We start from the raw sequence: 20,662 nt of genomic DNA on the forward strand, positions 1-20,662 counted from the left end.
GGGAAGCATGAAAAAAATATTATTATTATTTCTGTTTATATTTGGTGCTACAGTCTTTTCAGCTGATTTTACGCTGAAGGCAAATAATAAAGTAGGTAGTGAATATATTCACGCATATCAGGATATGTATATTGATGTAGGAAGTGTTTTTGATCAATTAACTGTAAATATCGGAGAGTTGATAACCATTACTGCAGACAAGTCAGGGTCTGATCTGCAGTGGGGTTTTGTTAAGGGAAGAGATCAACTTCTTACAGCAAATGTGACGCATAATGATAGCAACTGGCAGGTTAGATTTGTTCCAAGGGCTGACAGGAGCTTTGTGCAGGGTGCGGAATATACAATTACGGTTGAGGTGAATAATGATGGTGGCGTTGAGGCAAAAACAGTAAAATTTAATAAAGAATATCAGGTCGGAACACTTACTATTAATGCAAATTCTAAATACAGGGAAAAAACAAGTGGTAGTGATTATTTTAAATCAGGACTTAGTAACACAAGCTACATAGATGCTGGGTTGAGCATTACGGGGACGATACATTGCCGTTATGATGCTGATGTTTTCCCTACGTTAAATGTTCCATTGAATATAGAATTGTTTATTTCTAGCAATCTTAGTAGTGGACAAACAAGTGTTGGCAATGATGGGAGTTTTACTTTTAATCGTTTTACGTTACCAACAGAAGACATGTCTTTCTTGGTGATTTCTGTAGATATAGATGGCGAGACATTATTTAGTGATGAGACAAACAAGTCCTCTTTTCCGATTGCCATAGATTCTACTCCACCTGTTCCTGTGGGACAATTAGCTTTTATTCCAGCAACACCATGGGATGATGGGGAAACTACAATAGTTCCTGTTCCGGGTTATTTTAATCGTACAACAGTAAGCTTTATATTAGAGAATGGAATTTCTGGTACAGATGCACAAAGCGGGATCAGTGGTAACATTTGGGTTGTTAGTCCTGGTGATTTAACAAAAGGGTTTTTTGCGGCTAGAACGGAAGAGTTTATTGTGACTTTTAGTTATAATGGTGTTGACTTACAAGGGCAAAGAGAATTAACGGTTTATATCTTTGATAATGTATATAACTACGTGACTCAAAGCGTAAAGGTTACTATTGATATTACCCCACCAAATAACTTTGAAGTAAAAATTTTACCAGATCTTAATAATGAGCCTTTTCAGCTAACACCGGACGTTGGTTGGTATAACGATCAGACAGTAAGTTTTAATTGGACTACTTCGAATGGTGAAGAAATTTTGCGATACCAGTTTAAGAGTGAAGGATGGAGTACTTGGTCTGCTTTATCTGGAGAAGTAGTTGTTGAAAGCGTTTCGCAATCAGCAACAGAAGCTTGGGTTACGGTTGACGCCAAAGGAGATGTGGGAAGCAGAATATGGGTGAGGGCAATTGATAAAGCAGGAAATATTAAGTCAGCTTACACAACGGTTAAAGTTGACACCACAGTTCCTTCTGTTAACTTGCAGTTAGCAGAAGACGTAACAGGTAAGGAAGATAGTTATGTGAACATTTTTCCTCAAGCCGGTTGGTATAATGATGTGAATGTTAAGTGGAGGGTTGGGATTAACAATTCTGAGTCTGAGTGGTTGAGAACGCTTCCTTATCAATATCGCTATTTAACTGGCAATGCTAATTTTACAACAAGCAACTGGAAGAGTTTAGCTTATGAAGAAATAGTAACGATAGATAGAACTATCACAAGCAATACTTTTATGTTGAGAGCAGCTGATAAAGCAGGAAACATAGGAACTGCTACGGCACAAGTTTTTGTTGACATTACACCCCCACTTCTGACAAATTTTAGAATTTCTTTTGATCCTTGTGCGACTAAGCCAGATGGGGTTACACCAGAGTACAAGTGGTACAATCAGACAACGTTAAACCTTGTTGTAACCTGGAATTCAGTGGTTGAAAATGGTGAGCTACATAAAGTGTTGCTTTATGTAGAGGGGAACTCCTCTCCGTTAGCAGCGTTAATAACCGAGGGAGTTCAAATTATTAGCTTTAACAATGTTAGCGTTATAGCAAACGACGGTACTGCAATCAGGATTAATGCATTTTTAGTAGATAAAGCGGGTAATTACTCAGAAATTATTGATTACATTTATTCTGACATAGTAACGCCTAATGACTTTCAAGTAATTCTAGCTGATGATGAAGATTCAAATAAGGATGGGCTTGACCCAGAAAGCGGGTATTATGATAATCCTTCCATAAACTTTATGATTATGTTTAGCCAAGCAGACCCAACTGCCAAGAATCGACCTTTTCAGTTTAGGGTTAACAATAATGGTTGGGGGATGGCAACCTCCAATTTATATATAACTAATTTTCTTGTAAGCGAAAACACTTGCAATATCGTGGAAACAAGATATATGGATAAGGCGGGAAACATTTTAACAAGTAGCTTTACGGTTACCGTTGATACTGTTAAACCTGGTGGAGCATTTACTTTACAATTAATTAGTTGTAATCCTATAGAAGCATTCGTGACTCCAGATGCTGGTTGGTATAATAAAAGCACAGTTTCTTTTAAATTTCAGGTAGCTTCAGGCGTATCTATAACAGATGATTTTGGTATCAGACCAGATGGTTATTTTTTAAAGGGAGAAACAGATAAATATTTTATTAATGACGGCCAAACTAATTCGATGAATGCAACTATGCAGATTGCAAACGCAGGGGCGTTACAGCGCAACATTATTGGAGCTATTGCCGATAGAGCAGGAAATGTAATCCAAAGTAGTGCTAATGTGTTTGTGGACACGGATGCACCTTCAACAGTTTTTGATGTAATTATTGCAGCAGACGCAGATCCAGGCAGCAATGGTATCTGGCCACTGGAAGGTTGGCATGCAAATCCATTAATAAATATTAGCTGGGACAATGCTAGCGATGGCGCGGGACTTTTAGCGGAAAAACCATATAGAATAAAATCAGATGGAACGCCAACTTGGAGTGTATTTCAGAATAAACGTAGCTATACTAATATTTACGTTAGTCCCAATAATGATATAACTCAGAATGTCTATATTCAAATTAGGGATAGAGCAGGAAACCTTGCCACTAAATCGGTAGCATTGAAAGTAGATACTACCGATCCAACTATACAATTATTTGTTTCACCACAAATACCTTTAATTGGAAGTATTTATAACTTATTTGAGGTGAGTTATAATAGGACCTTTCCTTTAGATGGCTGGTTTAATACAGAAAATATTACTTTAACCTGGAACCCATTTGACGCAGGAGGTTTCTCTACCCAAAGCTACAGAGTCAAGGCATCCAGTGGACAAACTGAGTATGGTGTGACAGGTAACATTAAAGACTACTCTACTAATATAGTAGTTTCAGCGAATGAAAACACAACAATCAATTTATTTATTAAAGGTTGGGACAAAGCAGGAAACAGTACAGAAGCCACAGCGGGAATTAAGGTAGACATTATTCCTCCAATGGTTACTATAAAATTAAGGGCACATCCAGGAACAGCGGTAATTCCTTTTGTAAGCAGTGCAGATGTTTTAAGCATAACATTGAGTCTTTCTGAGCCAATCGTAGTTACACCTTTTGTTTGCTATACCTCAACGGCTGGTTCGTCAGAATTAATTACACTTAATAATGTATACGGGGCTGGTGATACATGGGGGTGTACGTTAAATGTAGAGGAGGTAGACAATTATGGAGAACATTTGTTTAAAGTTTTTTTGATAGATAACGCAGGAAATATTGCGACAACAGTTAATGGTTCTATTAGATTTATTAAGTTGGCACCAGAACAGGTTCCGTTGCCAGTAAACTTTAAAGCAAAAGACATTGTAACGGGTAGAGATGACTTAACAAACGAGATTTTTGTTAGCGTTTCTTTTGTTGTTGGTACAGGCATTAAGAAATATATAATTTTAGAAGGACCAGATGCTGCCTCAGGAGATAGAGCTGCGGAGGAACAGTCTTGGACTTCTTTATTTGCAGAGGGAATTGTACAAGAGGACAGCTCAGATCCAGAGGGTAGCATTAAATATTCGACACGATATGAGCTTAAAAGTAACGAAACATATTTTAATAAAAATGGACTTAGAACAATGCATCTGTGGGTTAGAGATGAGAATGAAATGATAACTAGCCAATCTGTCATTTGTACTATTAACTTCGATCAAATTGCGCCAGAGCTTAATATAAAACCAGATAAATCTAATCAAGAATACGAGGAGGTTCCTCATTTATCGAAAACATTTTATACTGCTCAGCTGGATATAACACATAACATAGAGTTTGTTGGTGGCAACAGATATTATGAGCGAGCGCTGGTGACTCCAAGTTGGACATTGAAGATATATTCTGATAGTGAAAAAGTAGAGTTAGTTACAATAAGTGTTTTAAGTCCTTATCTCCCTAAAACAGAGGAGCTGGATGCAACTATTTTGGCAAGTCCAGATTATATGGCAAAATGGTGGGCAGATTTCGATCTTGTTAAGCTATTAGTAGGGAAAGCGTCTATAACATATGATGCATATTTTGAAGTCAGAGTAACAGACGAAGCAAGAAATACAACAGATATAATAGTAATGGGAGCTCATTTTATAATTGATGCTACCATTCCTCCTCCTCCATTGTTTTATGTTAAATCATGGGATGGAAGAACACATTATACCAATAGATTAACAGTGAACTATGTGATAAGCATGAATGCAGCTAGTGATGCTGAGTTATACCAATTGTATGCGATAAATGATAACTATGAATGGCGCCCTTATCCTCGTCATTACAAGAAATGGACAGTAGAAGAAGGTGTGAAGCGTGTTAGTTTTGATGGATTATATGTATTTACTGACACAAGCCAAGGAAAAAAAATTCTTAGAGCGTGGGTAGCCGATAGGAATGAGTTAAGTTGCCAGGAGCCTACTATATGGAATATTACTTATGACTCCTTAGCCCCTACCTATGAAATTTTTGTACAGCCAGTAGAAAGCGCTGGTAATCAGCTAACAATAACTATGTGTTTTAATGAGTTATTAGATTTAAAACAAAAAAACAAGATTGGAATTGAAGATAAAGATGGTCTTTCACTTCAAACTTCCGTGATAAGCTTTAACGAAAAAGTAGGTAATGAATATATATATGTTGCCACGATACAAATAACAGAGGGATTAGATAATAGAATAACCTTACTCAATAACCATATTAGCATTAATGTAGAGGATTTTGCTGGGAATGCATTGCTGGATAGAGCCCCCTTTTCTAGGCAATTAAAGGTATTAAGTTATGGTGATTATTTTGCGAGAGCCAGAAAGGTGCCAATGACAGAATACAGTTTTAATTTGTTAGAGAGGGGTAACAAAACAATACCAATTATTTATGCAGAAATGAAGGCGGTTTCTAGAAATGTTCATGTTTCAGGGGTGAATTTACAATTTTCTAATATGGGAGAAAATAAAATAGAAAAATTTCACGCATATTTAGATAAAAACAAGGATGGTCTTTTTGACGGCGAGGATATTCTGTTAGGCAGTAGGATTTACCAAGGCTCAGGTGCAACCATGAAAATTCCATTTGAAGCATTGTCTGAGCAGATAGTTGATTATCAGACAACATCAACAATTTTTATTATAGTAGACGTTTATGATGCAGCAGAGGTAGATAAGTCCGATATTGGGTTTGGCTTTACCACGATTAATGCTTTTGATGTAGACTTTTATGAATCTGTAATTCCTCCTAATAATCAAGATGAGAGTGGAATAGTTGCAACATTTAATATTACTAAGACTCAATTGAATATTATATATGAATCTAATGAAGAACGAGAAGCAGGAGCTGTTACCAGTGAAATTCATGCAGGCAGAGGAGTGCCAGTTAAGATGTTTGACCTATGGTCTTTGCCGGAATCACTTGCGGGCTCACAAAGAAAAGGAGAAAATTATGGTGCTCTATGGACAGCCGTGACAATGAAATTAAACTATAATGGACTAGACCCAACCAAAATAACAAGCGTAGCAATTTATAATGATAAGGATGGTAATAATATATATGACGATAAAGATTTGTTGGTAAGTTCTGGGGAAGATAGATTTTGGACAGCACAACAAAACACAATTAATATCGTATTTCCGTACCCAATAAATATTAGTGGGGGTGGCTCTACTTTTTTTGTTGTGGTTACAACAAGCAGGACTTTAGCTAAGGATAGTCAGTTTTCCTTAGAGTTTGTTTCTGCAAATTCTTTTGAGTTTAAGGGTAATGACTTCATGAGAGGTTCAGATAAATTTCCAGCAAAAACAATAACATTTAATACTGATTACTATATTTCACAGTTAAACATAAAACCTTACAAGAATACTGAACAATATGTTTATCAAAAAGAATCTATCAACATGCTTAAATTTAAAATCAATGTAGATTATAAGTCAGAGGGATCTTATCCAATGATTAATTATATAGATATTTTCAGGGAAGAAGGAGGAAGCATTCGTTTAAATGATGATGTTGATGTAGCATTGTACAAATATGCAGATTGGCAAACAGATGATGATTTTTCTTATAAAGATAAAGTGTCTACAGAGCTAATAGACAATTGGAATGATGGGGAAAGAATAAGAATAAAGTTAACACAGAGTGGCAATACACCGGAAATGAATCCTCAGGCATTAGTAACTGAAAATTATTATGCGTTAGTTCTGACTCCAAGAACTGAGAGCAATGTGGGCGAGGGTGTTTTTCAAATAAATTTTATTAATCCAGAAACAGGTTCTGGTAATATTAGTTTTCAAGATGATGGTGCAATAAAAACCTATGCCAGAATAGTTAATGAACAAGTTGTAACAACAAATAAGATACAGATAGTTGAAAAGGAAAGACCAACCAAACCGGTAATTACGGGTAAGGCATATAATTCTAGTCATCGTAATATTAAATTCTTTTATTCAACGTCTGTAGATGCTACTAAAAAAGGAATTAACGCATTACAGGTTCAGATAGGAACAACGTCAAATAAGGACAATATTTATAATGGAATAATATTAGTTAATAATGTTGAAAATAGTAAGAATATTCAACTAGCATCGATTAATATTATTATTACAAATTCAAGCTATTTTTTAACTGATAAAACAACTTATAATATTTATGTTCAATCCAGAGCGAATGAACTCTTGTCAATTACTGGAAATTTTGTTTTTAAAACAGATTTTACTCCTCCGTGGGTAGGAAATAATAACAAACTTTCTGTTTTAGCACGGTGGGAAGATGAACGACATGATATTGTTTGGTCTCCGTTTGTTGAGGTGGAATCAAAAATTCAATATTATGTGGTGGAGATGCTTTCAGGGCAATCATTAAATTGGGTGCCAGTGGCTACTAAAAACGCAGAAAGTAGAGAGTGGAGTAATAATAACATAAAAGTTGATACACCTTATCAGTATAGAATAAAAGCAGTGAACGCAGCTGGTTTACAAAGTTTATATCTTGACTCTGGGGAAAGAATAATGACAACAAATACAGCTGAAATTATTTTTAATGTTTCTAATTATCCCAATCCATTTTATTCAGCATATCAGACAACAAGAATAGTTTTTTCATTAAACCAGGACATAGATGCAAGTGTAGTGATTTATGATTCTTTAGGTCATTTTGTAAGAAGATTTGACAGTAAAGAAATAACAAAAGAAGGTGTTTTGTCAAGCTCAGGGTGGTTTTGTTATGTGGACTGGGATGGCAGGAATGCGTCTGGACAATTTGTTTCAAAAGGTGGATACTTTGCAATTATAGAGGCTGCACCTTATGCCTCTGGTGGTAAGCCAACAAAAGTGGTTAGGATGATAGGAGTTGTCCATTAGTGGAGCAAGATTCGGTTTATATTACAACGCCCATTTATTACGTTAATGATATCCCTCACATTGGTCATTGTTATACAACAATCATAGCAGACATTTTGGCTAGGTTTTACAGACTGAGGGGCAGAGATGTTTTTTTCTTAACAGGAACAGATGAGCATGGTCAAAAGATAGAAAAAGCAGCAGAAGCAAAAGGGGTGACTCCTAAAGAGTTGGTAGACAGTGTAGTTCTTCGCTTTCAAGAGTTATGGGAAAAATTAAATATTTCTAATGACCATTTTATTAGAACAACAGATAGTGAACATCAAGAGATAGTTAAGGATGTACTTAAACAAGTTTATAAAAATGGATATATTTATTTAGGTTCCTATGAAGGTTTGTATTGTAGACCCTGCGAAGCATATTTTACTGAAACACAATTAGCAGAAGGCAAGTGCCCTGATTGCGGCAGAGAAGTAATAACCTTACAAGAAGAGGCTTATTTTTTTAAACTTTCTGCTTTTGGGCAAAGGATTTTAGAACATATTAAGAATGTTCCTGACTTTGTTTTACCTGAGAGCAGGAAAAATGAAGTTATTAGTTTTGTGGAAAGTGGCCTTAATGACTTATGCATTAGCCGGACTACAATTAACTGGGGTATTGAGTTTCCACAACTGGAAGCTACTGAAAAAAAGCACTATGTTTATGTTTGGTTTGATGCACTTTTGAATTATTTAACGGGTATTAAGTATCAAAAAGATGATGCTTTTTTTCAAAGATATTGGCCAGCCCATGTTCATTTGATTGGTAAAGACATTCTTAAGTTTCATGCTGTTATTTGGCCCGCAATGTTAATGGCAATGGACGTTGAAGTTCCTAAGCATGTTTTTGGTCATGGGTTTATTTATCAAGGTGGAGAAAAGATGTCCAAATCAAAAGGTAATGTCTTAGACCCTTTTGTTATTATGAACGAATACGGTGTTGATCCTTTTAGGTATTATTTGGCGCGAGAAATGGTGTTTGGACTAGATGGCTCTTATAGCGAAGAAACCATGAAGCAACGATTTAATAGTGATCTTGCTAATGATTATGGTAACTTGCTTAACAGAACATTAAATATGATGCAAAAATATTTTGATTTGAAAGTTCCAGAAGCTAAAGATGATTTGTTGTCGGAAGCAGAATTATCGCTGAAGAAAGCCACATTGAAACTGGAACAAAGCATTCCAGTTTTTATAGATGCTTTTAAGTTATCTGTTGCACTGGAAGAAATTTTTACTGTGATTAGAAAAGCCAACAAATTTATTGAGGAAACTGCCCCATGGAAACTACAAAAAGAAGGTAACATGGATAAATTAGCCACTGTTATGGTTCACCTTATAGAAACAATAAGAATAGTAACTGCCTGGCTTAGTCCCTTTATGCCTATCGTTACAAACTCTTTTTATTCACAACTAAACATTAATGAAGCGGAAAAGAAACAAGCACCCTTTGTGTGGGGATTTTTCGTAGAAGGCAGAATGTTAAATAAGCCAGAACCGGTTTTCCCAAGAAAATAATGTCTTTAATCGATACACATATTCACCTTACTGACAGTAGGTATAGTGAGTTAAGCCCTGAGAAGTTATTAGCAAAAGCTAAACTAGTAGGGGTTCAAAAAGTTATAACTTTAGGGGTCGACTTAGTAGATAGTATTGCAGCCGCAGAATTGGCTGATTGCAACGACAATGTATTTTTTTGCGCTGGGGTTCACCCACATGAAGCAGATAAATTTAACAACCAAGACATTATTGAAATAAAAAGACTTTTAACGCATCCAAAGTGTGTTGGTATTGGTGAGGTTGGGCTAGACTTTTATTATGAATTTAGCAAAGTAGATACACAAAAAAAAGTATTTTTACAAATGATTGATTTGGCGAACCATGCCAAGCCTATTGTGTTACACACAAGAGGGGCAGAGAAAGAAGTTTTAGAAATAATAAAAGAAATACCCGGGAAGTACCATTGTCATTCGTATACAGGCGACATTTCTTTGTTGGGCGATTATTTGGACGCAGGAGCTTTTTTTTCTTTCAATGGCATGGTGAGCTTTAAAGGAGCGCAAAATGTAAGAGATATCGTAAAAGAGGTGCCACTGGATAGGATTATGGTTGAGTCGGACGGTCCTTATTTGGCTCCTGTTCCATATCGTGGCGGGATTAACTTGCCAGAATATTTAAAAACAACAGCTGAGGTTTTGGCTGAAACGCTTGGTTTGAGTTATGATGAAATAAGTAATATTACAACAAAAAATGCGGAAAGGTTTTTTTGGGATGCTGTATAAAGTTATTTATCTATCGAAAAAAGGATTATTTGTTAATCTCGTTTCTCAAAAGCAATTGCAAAAAATAAAAAAAAGAAATTTTATTGTAGCAAAGATGAAGGAGAGATTGCCCCTATCTAGGCAAGTAGAATTGTTTGAATTTTTGTCACTCTATTATACAGAGGGAGAAAATGTTTATAGTTTGTTGTTAAAATATCAACAGTTTGCTGAGAAGAAAATCAAGAGAGTTTGTAAATTTATTCTTGCTGATTTAAGAAGAGGTAAGGATTTTAGTTTAATTTTGCAGGAATACAATTTGTTTAGTGAAGAAATTAATTCGTTTTTTATTATTTCTAGGATAACAGGCTGGAATAAAAAAACTTTTCAAGACATTGTGAACCTTTTGAAAGCAAAACAAAAAAAGCAAAAAACCGTAGCAAAGAAAGCGCTGTATCCTGTATTGCTGTTGTGTGCTGGGATTAGCATGATATTTTTTGTCTCATATAGTATTATCCCTAACTTTATGTTTTTCTTTCAAGATAGTGGCAATGAAATTCCGTTGATGCTGAAGCTACTTAGCAAAGAGCATTTGTGGAAAGTAGCCTTGGTTGGGATTCTTATTTTTCTATTTCTTTATTTAACTTACAGAACTATACCCTCACGGATTAAGGCGACAATTCCATTTATAAATTATTTTTTTCGTGCCAAGTTTCAACAATTTTTCTGGCAACTTTGTTTTATTTCTGTTGACACTGGCGTCCCACTAGAAGAGATACTTACAGACTATTTGAGTAGGGACAAGAAGGGTATGACCGGATATGCGCTCTCTACAATTCTATCCAGACTGCAGCGGGGGCTGTCTTTTGATAAAGCTATTGAAATACCTTTTATAGAAAAAAAACAAAGAGTGCTTACATCTTTAATGATTGATAGTGAACGAAAGAAATTACTATTTAATAATTTTATTCAAGAAGCTACAGAGAAAACAGATGAAATGCAGGGAGTGGTTGCTAGCTTAGTAAGTGGAGTTGCCATATTTTTTATAGCGATGCTAATTTTTGTGCTTGGTTATGTAATGTTAATTCCTTTAAGCCAGATTAGCGAGATAATTTAGAAGATTAGTTTCCCGCTGAAGATAATCCCAAGAATAGAATAACTAATACCAGTGGCGTTAGCATAGTCATTTTTTATCACCATATGTGCTTCAGAAGAGAAGACAAATTTTTCTATCATTCCGCCACTTTGTTCCGTTAAGGGTACCTCTACCTGTGATTCAAAAGAACCCTTAATTCTTAAGTTATCAATTTCTTCTATTTTTGTTGCTACGGTTTTTCCTATTAAGGACTCGGTTTCTTCCACCGTATATGAGTTGATACCGGTCCCTTTGTTATACTCTAAAGAAAACCCAACGGTTGATTTATTTAAAATAACCATCAAAACATCCCCAACAGTTTCAACAGCAGGTAGGGCTATGATGGTTGCTGGTTTGTATGTGCCTGATATTAGAACCGTCTGGCTTCCATTAAAGATACGTTGAGTTGCTTTTTTGTCTTGGCTGTTTTTTAGAGTATAAGTTCCCTTGAGGAATAGTCCGTCAACAATTGTTGTGTCAACACCGACACCTATACTGTAAATGTCGAATTCTTTCGGGTCTTCAGAGACTCCGCTGAAAGATTTTGTATATACGTTTTCTTTTATGTTGTCATAGCCTATGTTTGCCAGAAGGTTGGTTTTTTCAATAAAAGGATAAGCTGCACCTAAAGTGGATTGTAGTTTATTGTTAAAGATTCGTTGATCATAAAGTGACCGCACACTGGAGAGAGAGTAGTTGTCCGAAATTGTTGTGAATTGATCAGTTTTAAAAAGGTTCAGCTTGGGTTTCAGGGTTAGCTTCTCTAGGAGCTTGAAATCAGAGTAGATTTCATAGTCTTCTTGTTCTCTTACTTTAATTCCTTTTGATGAATCTAGATAATCATCATTAATGTAGTTATTATTTAAATAGACAGGATGAACTTTTTCTAAAAAAACGTTTTTAAATTTATTAGAAACTAAATGACTAGTGTTGTTATAGGTAATTATATTTTTTATGCTTAGAGTGGGGTTAGTTAAATAGTAGGTAAGCTTTTGTTCTTTATTTTCATTATTTGTGAAGGAATGATTTGTTTTAAAAATATCTGATATTTGAAAATTATTAACTAGTGTTAACGAACTGTCTGGTTTTGTCTGAGTAGAATGGATAATTTCAGCTATTTTGTTTTCAGTTGATAAAGCACGTGTTTCATTGATTGTATAGTCAAATCCGCCATTGTATTCTTTGAAGGGCGACCAGCTTGCTCCATATTTCATTGATTCTCCAGAGTTTGTGCCTTTGTTACTGATAGTGGTAGAATTTCCTATTTCATCAATAGCATAAGAGTTTGTAAACTTGCGTGAAAATGGTTTTAAGGTAAGAGGGAAATAATCTTTCAAAATACTGAATCCATTCACGGTGTATTCTCCTAGATAGGCATTTCTTTTGATTTTGTCATCACTTTGTAACGTATTTGCAAGAGAGTTACGTAAGGAAATAGAAGTAATGTCGAGTACTCCAAAGGAAAGCCTGTTGCCTATAGTTTGGCTGGCGTCAGGCTTATATGAAGAAAGAAGTGATCTTTTTTCTGTGTTAGCAAAAGCAAATCCATAGTCAGGTTTTTGTAAGATGGGTAGACCAATAGGGGGAGTAAAAGAAACATTTGTTCCATAGTTTTTGGCTTGTTCTTTTGTAGCGCTAAGAGTTGTGCTTTGATAATTATTTTTATCCAAATTTTCTTGAGAGTAGTTTCCGTTTAAGCGTAGAAAAGGTATTGGACGAACGGCTACATCAAAGCCATACTTCCTGTTATTTAAGTCGCTAATATCTTCGTTGCCAGAAGTTTGCAGTTCGGTAGTTTCTTTGAAACTAGAAATAAGCCGAAAATCATTGGAAAAAAGGACTAAATCATTATTGAGTTCTAGGGTTTTACCTAAAGTTTCAAGTCCAGCCACTCTGTTTGACTTATCATTATTATTAAAATTGTTTAAGAGAAGAGAGGTTTTGAAACCAGGAGGACCAGAGGACAAGGCAAAAAGGTAGTTGTTTAGTGATTTATCAATTGGTCTTAGTCCGTTGTCAGCATTGATTTCTGTAGAGTAGTTTTGAATGTCAACTTCACCTCTTACGTTTAAGATGTTTAGTGGCGAATAAGAAGCGCCTACTTTATATTTGTTCTCACTATAACCAAGGTTAAGACCAGTTTTGGCTGAGGTGTAGGCTGATTTTAGACGATTGGTGAAAAGCTCGGTATTAATGTTTAGTTCTTTGGAGGGATTTATTTTTGAACCTAAGATAAAGATATTGGATCCCTTTTTATATTGTGAGGTACCTACAGGAGAAAAAGTATCATCGACAAAAATTAGCTGAGCATTAGTTTCATGAATGTCGCCTTTTAAGTTAGTTTTTATTCCTATGGCGTTCCCGCTTTCTTCATATTTTGTAATTTCTCCGCCGGATTCTTTTGTGTAATAGCTGTATTCAACTCGGATGGTGTCGTTTTTTCCAGGATTAAGATTAATGAAAGTGATTTGACCAGTATTGTAGTTAATGTAGTAATTCATATCTCTAATCGCGATGTTTTCATTTAAATAGACAACTTCAGAGTTTTCTACAATGTTAGGAGCAGAGAGAGGATAGGTTTTGTTATACTCACCTGTTCCTACTATAGTATCTGTTGTTACTCTTGTTGTTTTTGAGTATTCTTTGTGAGAACGAGCAACCTCAACAGAGTAGCCAAAGGCGGGGTTAATTTGTTGGTTATAGACTACAGCAAACTGTTCATTAATAATTTCTCCAGCGTCGGGAATATTAGAGTTGGTGTAATAGTAGGTAATTTTAAAGAGGTCATTGTTTCCTAAGCTAGACGGTAAGCCATAGTTAACCTTTTCAGCGCTACTGTCTACAGTGACGCCATGTTCATGGTAAAGAATTAAATATATTTGACCTTCTTTAACTGCGTCAACGTTAAAGATAATATCGTAATCAAGCCCTGGCTTCAGCGTTTTAAAAATATTAGAGTCTTGTTTGTATTCAACTTTGACATATTGATTGTTTGGGTCATATTTTATTGGATGGGGAAGACTGGATTTTACCCTATGCGAAAGTTGATTATTGTGAAAATAAAAATTTTCAATATCTTTATTAGAACCAGAAAAGTTCCATTGTTGAGGACCAAATTCTTTATAGTAAGAGTAATTAATTTGGATTGTGCCAGAGACTCCGTTTAAGGCAGGGGAATTAATAACTAGGTGTCCGGCGTATAAATCTGTACCTTCTAAATTAGCGGTGATTGTTACATCATTAAGAAGTAAGGAAACAGAACCGTCGAGGATTGGCCAGTTAGTTAAATTTACGGAAACTGAAGAGGTGAAGTTGGTTGTTGAGATAATTTTTTCTGAAGTCAACTTAGTATTAACATCTTCTTGCGATTTAGCAAATTGCCTTACATAAGTAAAGCTTACATCATAATCATTGTCTCTTTCTCTACTGAATGTTTTTGTTTCAAATAGAAGTTGTCTATAGGAAATAGACAAGGTTTCGTTGGCAGCTACTGGATATTTTAGAACAAGCATTCCTTTGTCGTTTTCTATTTTGTAGTCTTTATTTTTTTCTAAAATATTGCCTTGAAGAGAAATAATCTCGCTGTTATTTAAAATAGGTGTGTTTTTAAGATAGAAGGCTATTCGTTCTCCATTTCCTTTAATTTTTTCTTCATGGCTATTAGTTTCAGGAGACAAGTAAGAAATACTTATATTGGTTAAGTTTTTGTTTTGAAAAACTACAACACCAGAAGAATATTGAATATAGTAGTCAGTGTTTCTTTTCAGTTCAACATTATCTACAATAATTTGTTCTGAGTTTAGTTCAATAGGCTGTAATTTTAGAGAGATTTCTCCATTTTTTGGTAGCTCGGCGATAATTTCACAAATTTTAGATAATTTTTTTTCTACTGTTTGTTTGTGTTTGTTATCATATTTAGCATTAAATCCTATTAAGTTTACGTTACTAGCAATTGGTATAAACTCTTCAATAGGGTTTGTATATTGATAAGAGAATCTGAGTGTTTCTCCAGATGTTTTAAGGGTGGAAAAGATGACCTTTCCTTCAAAATAATTCACAGTATAGTCTTTGTTAAGCGTTTGTGGGCGGTCATTAACCCAAACCTGGACTGATTTTTCCAAGACTGGTTTATTGCGCAATTCATACTCATCTCCTCCGTTTCCTTTTACGGTAAAGCTGTCTTCTTTACTTTTTTCTGAACCAAAGGCAAAATTGTACGAAAAGGGTCCTTCTGTACCTTCAACAGAAACTCCATCTATTTTTTTACTAACATCAGTAAAAGATCCCAGCTTAAACCTTTTTTCTGAGTATCCAAACTTTACCCAGGTTTGCCTAACTTTTAGTGAAACGTCTGTTTTTTGGGGCAAATCAGGCTCTTGAGATACATTGTAATAAACCTCAGCCTCATCACTAATTTTGGCTTGGATGAGCAAGTTAAATCTGTAATCTATCTGAAAGTCTATTTCTTTTACTTTTTTAGTTAAATATTTATAAACTTCATCGTTTAAGGCATAAGCACGGCTTTGATTGTCAGCATTGACTTGTAGAGAATAAACTTTAATTTCTCCAAAACCATCAACATATGGGGGCGTTAAAAAACTAGCTAGAGGATCTTTTTTTTCTTCCCACTCTTCCCAACAAAAATCTTCCCAACCATCAAGTTCGTTTTGAGTGATATTTTTTTGTTTTGACTCAACATAGGATCGATTATCTGTAATAATGAACGTTTGATTTACTCCTCCAAGTATTTGTGGTTTAGAAAACTCACTGGCAAAGATTATTTTAGGCGGTGGAGGCAAAAAAAGGTTCATTGTTGTTTCTTCTTCAATGGAATTGGTGGAGGCGTTAATTTTTTGGAGAAGATTCCATCTGTCAGTTGTTTCTTCAAGGAGATTAGTTGAGGTGTTGATTAAAACGGAGAGTTCTTTTAAATTAGAGGTTGGGATTAGTAAAAAAATGCTTTGGAGTTCTTCTGCACTAAGGTCGTCATTGTTGTCTGCTGTTATTTGGGAGTTTTCTGAAGGCAGATCCAAGCTAGTTTCGTTATGGCTGATTACAAACGAATCTGACACTCCAAAAAGCAAACAAGAACTGATAAATAATAGGACGGCCACATATCTTTGAAACATAATCCCCTCATGACTACGGTCGCTATATTAATATTAGTCTAATAACTCTGAAAGAGAACCAGTAAATTCAGAAATTAATATAGTTTTCTTATTTGAAAATACCCCTTTTATAATTCTTATGTTTTTTTGAGAAATTTTCAATCTTTTAGCTAATAATTTAATGATTTTTTCATTAGCTTTTCCTTTCTCAGGTGTTTCATTAATTTTTATTTTATAATTATCACCAAATAATGTGATAGATTCCTTTTGCGCTTTTGTTATTATGGAGGCCGTTATTGTATGAGAAAGGTTAGTTTCATGCATAGATTGAATATAATTTGTGTCAAAGGTTCTCCCAAATAATGGATAAAGATAATGGCAAGAAGAGGTGAGGTATCGTAACTAAAGTAAAAAATATTTTGAAAAGGCTTACAAATCAAATCTGTAACAGCTTCAAAAGTTTTAAGAAAAAAATTTAAAGTTTTTGGCGCTTGGTATTGAGAGTAACGTAGATAGTTTGTTAAAGCTCTGACTAGCATTAGCAAGTAAATGGTTTTAAAAAATATAGATAAATACAACATTAGAAAATTAATATTTGGAGCAATAATCTTTGAATAAAGCTAAGCACAAAGAAAGCAACTATTGGTGAAAAATCAATCCCACCGAAGTTAATGTTAAGCGAACGAAATATATTTAAATAAGGGTCTGTAAGATTATATATTTTTTCAATGATGAAGTGATTCCTGTTATGTGGCATCCAAGTTAACACTATTCGGATAACTAAAATGATTTTATATGCTTCAAAAAGAAAAGAAATTAATTGGAAAACGTTCATCATGGCTTACTCCTTTAAACTTAATTCGTTGGCTCTATTATTTGCAGCTGACAGACTTGCTTGAACAATATTATTTAATTCATTGATTTGTAGCTTTTTGAGGGCTGCCTCTGTTGTTCCGCCAGGTGAGCGCACTTGAGTAATTAGTTGGTCAACGGAATTGTTAGACTGAAGCATCATTTCTGCAGCACCAAGCATGGTATTTGTAATAAGCTGAAGTGCGTCTTTGTAAGCTATGCCAAAGTTAACTGCCTCTGTAGCGTAAACATCGGCTATGTGGTAGAAATATGCTGGACCACTTCCACTGAGTGCCGTAACAGCATTAATTTTATCTTCAGGCATGAAGAGAACTTTTCCTGTAGTAAGGAATATTTTTTCAACAACCGAAGCATCTTTTTGGGAACATTTGTTGCTTGCGCTGATTACGCTAATCCCCTTATTTATTAAACAAGGAGTGTTGGGCATGACACGGATAATTTTATTTAGAGGAAAATGTTTTTGATAGTATCCGATGGTTATTCCAGCAACAATTGAGACAACAAGTATCTCCTTGGTGAGAGCAGAGCTTAGCTCGGTTATTACCGCAGGAATGCTTTGAGGTTTGATGGCAAGGATAAGCGTTTCATAGTTGTTGATGTCAGCCAAAGACACAATTCTAGAAATTCCGTATTTCTTAAGTATGTATTCAGCTTTTTGTTCATTAGATTCAACAAAGCCAATCTTATTTTGACCGACAGAAGAAAGGCAACCTTTTATTAAGGCTTCTCCCATATTTCCTGCACCAAAGAAACAAACTGAATTTTGCATGGTTTTAACTATAAACTATCACAGATAAAGATTCAACTAATTAACGTTCATCATGTTCATAACAATTTCTTCATTAGCATTATTGGACGATTTTGTTCTTTTAAGGTTTTCTTCTGTTATAGCAGTTCTTTCAGAACAAATCATGAGAAGAGTGTCGGAGAGTTTCATGCTATTTCCATTAAGCGAATAAATAGTTCCAGAAATGAAATCCATAAATCTGCTTACTTGCATTTTATTAAGATACTGTAAATTAACAATTACTGGGATATCTTGTTTAATAAACTCAACAATATAAATACCATCGGCAAAAGATTTAGGTGAAATTATTTTAATCTCTGAAGATGCTTTCTTAAAATACGCTAAATTGATTGCGCCATTACTTTTTGTAGAGCTTCCGTTTGTTTTTTTGTTTACTTCTTTCATGTCTTCGAGGCCTAGAAATACTTTAAATTGTTCGAAAAAATTGGTGTTTGATTTTTTATTCATTTGTTTCCTCCTTTAAAAATAGTACGGTTCCTAGCCGTAGCATAGTCGCTCCTTCCTGAAGCGCTATTATGTAATCGTTGCTCATTCCCATAGAAAGTTCTTGGCAAATGATTCCTTTTTTTCTCAGCTCCTCTCCAATTCCTTTTGTTTTTTTGAAAACATTTCGTAGAATGGTTTCATCTTTAGTTAGTGGTGCCATTGTCATTAGTCCAACAAATCGTGCTTTTTGTAAACTTTTTATTTGATCAAGACTGGCAAACAATTCTTTTTCGTCCATGCCTTGTTTAGTTTTTTCACCAGAGATGTCTAGTTGAATTAATATTTTGATGCTTTTATTTTCTTGAAGGCAAAGATTGTCGATTAGTTGTAGCTTCTCAGAGGAATCAATGGAATGGATATAGTCGAATAAAGTTATAATTTTTTTTGCTTTATTTGATTGCAGTCTACCAATAAAGTGCCAAGATACATTTGGATATTTTGGTTTAAGGTCCAGAATTTTGGCTTCTGCGACTTGTAGTCGATTTTCGCCAATATTGGTTAGCCCACTAAGGATAGCATCTTCCGTGCCTTGTAGGTCAAGGTATTTAGTAACGCCAATTAGGCGAACAGAGTCAACAGTTTTCGTCTCCTCAATAAGTTGACGAGTTTTTTTAATTTTTTCTGAAAAGTTCATGCATTCCCCCTGCAATGCTTATATTATACGGAAAAACAGAACAGTTTCAATAGCCAAGCACGGTCTTTACGCTTTAATAAAAAAAAGTTTGTGTGTAAAATGAATACGATGAAAAAAATAATTATATTTATTGCTATGTCTTTTGTCTTTGCTGCAAGTCCTTTTTATGACTCTTCTGTGTACATAACATCCTCTCAATTAAACATTAGAAGCCTACCATCCTTAGACTCAGAAATCGCAATCATAGCTAAGCGAAATATGGCCTTTAAGTATATAGAGACAGTAACTAGTGGCGATGTATCTTGGTATAAAATTGAGTATTATGATCCTGAAAAATATGACATTTATTATAAAAAAACAACAGCACAGGCAATAAATCCTTTGAATTTTTCCACAATGATGGAGATCTATACAGAGACAGATAGCAATTCAATGATGACGCAAATTATGCCAACTAAAAGAAATTTTAAATATGATAATACAAAAACAGAAGATAAGGGCTGGCAAACGATGAGAGTTTATGCGCCACAGATTGCCTACATTGCTGCTTCGTATGCAACTAAAATCAATAGACCATATTTTTTGGTAGAACTTGCTCTTGAAGAATCCGATAGATATGGATGGTCATATAGTACCCGTCAAAGAGTTTTAAATGGAGAGTTGTCGAGAGATATGTCTCCAGCAATGGTAAGAGCCATTAAGGGTGAACCTGATAATGTTTATGAAGATAAAACAGGCAGAAAGTTATACTACACGTGGATTTATGGTGGACAGGCAGTTAATTTTAAGAATAATAGAGTAACCACCTGGTAGCTTAACTGTTACTTTTGCTTGATCAAAAGTAACCAAAAAACTCTTGTCTTCAACTTCGAGGATAGCCACTAAGCTCATGTTTTGCTAAGTGGAGCTATTGCAAGAGTGCTTCAATTCATTGTGTGACTTTAATTCTCCCCTTTTTAAGGGAAGGTGGCTCAACGTAGTTGAGACGGAAGGGTGTTAGAATTTACCCCAAGAAGGCAATTCCGTTTGAAAGAACATTTCTTTGCCAGTAATTGGATGATTAAATTTAAGCGAATAGGAGTGAAGTAGTTGGGTTTTGCTTTTTCCAGCCTTACCATAAACGGAATCTCCCACAACAGGATTTCCTAAATGAGCTAGATGAACCCTGATTTGGTGTGTTCTGCCAGTATGAAGAATTAATTCAAGAAGAGATTTTTCGTTAGATTCTTTGAGCACCTTATAGTCGGTTAGTGATGGCTTTCCGTTTAGATGATCCACTTGCATTTTTTTATAATTGCTGGGCACTCTTCCTATTAGAGCATCAATAGAGTCTTGTTCATGCGGAAGATATCCATGAACGAGCGCTAGATATTTCTTTTCGATATTTCTAGTTTCAAAAAGTTTTGCCATTTTTTCATGAGCGTCGTTGCTTTTAGCAACCACCATCAGACCAGAAGTATCTTTGTCTAATCTGTGGACAATCCCTGG

12 protein-coding genes are annotated in these 20,662 nt (G+C 35.0%); 5 read left to right on the forward strand and 7 right to left on the reverse strand.

Annotated features, from left to right (window positions below):
• Positions 1 to 7: 7 nt before the first annotated feature.
• Genes PHF25_03110 through PHF25_03125 form a run of 4 tightly spaced genes read left to right on the forward strand, consistent with a single transcriptional unit; the run spans position 8 to position 11,247 of the window.
• Positions 8 to 7,855 (forward strand): hypothetical protein, encoded by a 7,848-nt coding sequence (locus PHF25_03110; GenBank protein MDD4527009.1) that lies wholly within the window; start codon positions 8 to 10, stop codon positions 7,853 to 7,855.
• Complete coding sequence (gene metG, locus PHF25_03115) at positions 7,855 to 9,390, forward strand: methionine--tRNA ligase (protein MDD4527010.1); 1,536 nt, start codon at positions 7,855 to 7,857, stop codon at positions 9,388 to 9,390. The genes PHF25_03110 and metG overlap by 1 nt, the downstream gene beginning before the upstream one ends.
• Positions 9,390 to 10,154: a TatD family hydrolase gene (locus PHF25_03120; GenBank protein ID MDD4527011.1), complete on the forward strand. Its 765-nt coding sequence runs from the start codon at positions 9,390 to 9,392 to the stop codon at positions 10,152 to 10,154. The genes metG and PHF25_03120 overlap by 1 nt, the downstream gene beginning before the upstream one ends.
• On the forward strand, positions 10,123 to 11,247 hold the full coding sequence (locus PHF25_03125; GenBank protein MDD4527012.1) for a hypothetical protein: 1,125 nt from the start codon (positions 10,123 to 10,125) through the stop codon (positions 11,245 to 11,247). Before PHF25_03120 ends, PHF25_03125 begins: the two co-directional genes overlap by 32 nt.
• Here the strand turns inward: PHF25_03125 and PHF25_03130 are convergent.
• From PHF25_03130 to PHF25_03155, 6 genes are all read right to left on the reverse strand, one after another.
• Positions 11,244 to 16,394, reverse strand: a complete 5,151-nt coding sequence (locus PHF25_03130; GenBank protein MDD4527013.1) for a hypothetical protein — start codon at positions 16,392 to 16,394, stop codon at positions 11,244 to 11,246. The two genes, PHF25_03125 and PHF25_03130, sit on opposite strands and share 4 nt — an antisense overlap.
• Before the next feature lie 33 nt (positions 16,395 to 16,427).
• Positions 16,428 to 16,697, reverse strand: a complete 270-nt coding sequence (locus tag PHF25_03135; protein ID MDD4527014.1) for a DUF167 domain-containing protein — start codon at positions 16,695 to 16,697, stop codon at positions 16,428 to 16,430.
• A gap of 256 nt (positions 16,698 to 16,953) precedes the next feature.
• Entirely contained in the window at positions 16,954 to 17,211 is a 258-nt protein-coding gene (locus PHF25_03140) for a YggT family protein (protein MDD4527015.1), read from the reverse strand.
• A 3-nt stretch (positions 17,212 to 17,214) separates the two neighbouring features.
• Positions 17,215 to 18,015, reverse strand: coding sequence for a pyrroline-5-carboxylate reductase (proC, locus tag PHF25_03145; GenBank protein MDD4527016.1), 801 nt, complete (start codon positions 18,013 to 18,015; stop codon positions 17,215 to 17,217).
• A 36-nt stretch (positions 18,016 to 18,051) separates the two neighbouring features.
• Positions 18,052 to 18,501 carry a cell division protein SepF gene (locus tag PHF25_03150; GenBank protein MDD4527017.1) on the reverse strand — a complete coding sequence of 150 codons (450 nt, stop codon included), beginning with the start codon at positions 18,499 to 18,501 and terminating at the stop codon, positions 18,052 to 18,054.
• A complete protein-coding gene (locus PHF25_03155; GenBank protein ID MDD4527018.1) occupies positions 18,494 to 19,174 on the reverse strand; it encodes a YggS family pyridoxal phosphate-dependent enzyme in 681 nt (226 codons plus the stop codon). Before PHF25_03155 ends, PHF25_03150 begins: the two co-directional genes overlap by 8 nt.
• Positions 19,175 to 19,282: 108 nt before the next feature.
• Between PHF25_03155 and PHF25_03160 the strand changes: the two genes are divergently transcribed.
• Entirely contained in the window at positions 19,283 to 19,987 is a 705-nt protein-coding gene (locus PHF25_03160) for an SH3 domain-containing protein (GenBank protein MDD4527019.1), read from the forward strand.
• A gap of 183 nt (positions 19,988 to 20,170) precedes the next feature.
• On the opposite strand, the gene PHF25_03165 is transcribed toward PHF25_03160, so the two are convergent.
• Positions 20,171 to 20,662, reverse strand: a 492-nt coding sequence (locus PHF25_03165; protein MDD4527020.1) for an RluA family pseudouridine synthase, incomplete at its 5' end; no start/stop codon positions are given.

Source organism: Candidatus Margulisiibacteriota bacterium, from assembly GCA_028706105.1.
In the GTDB taxonomy this organism is placed as follows: Bacteria; Margulisbacteria; Riflemargulisbacteria; order GWF2-35-9; family DYQY01; genus DYQY01.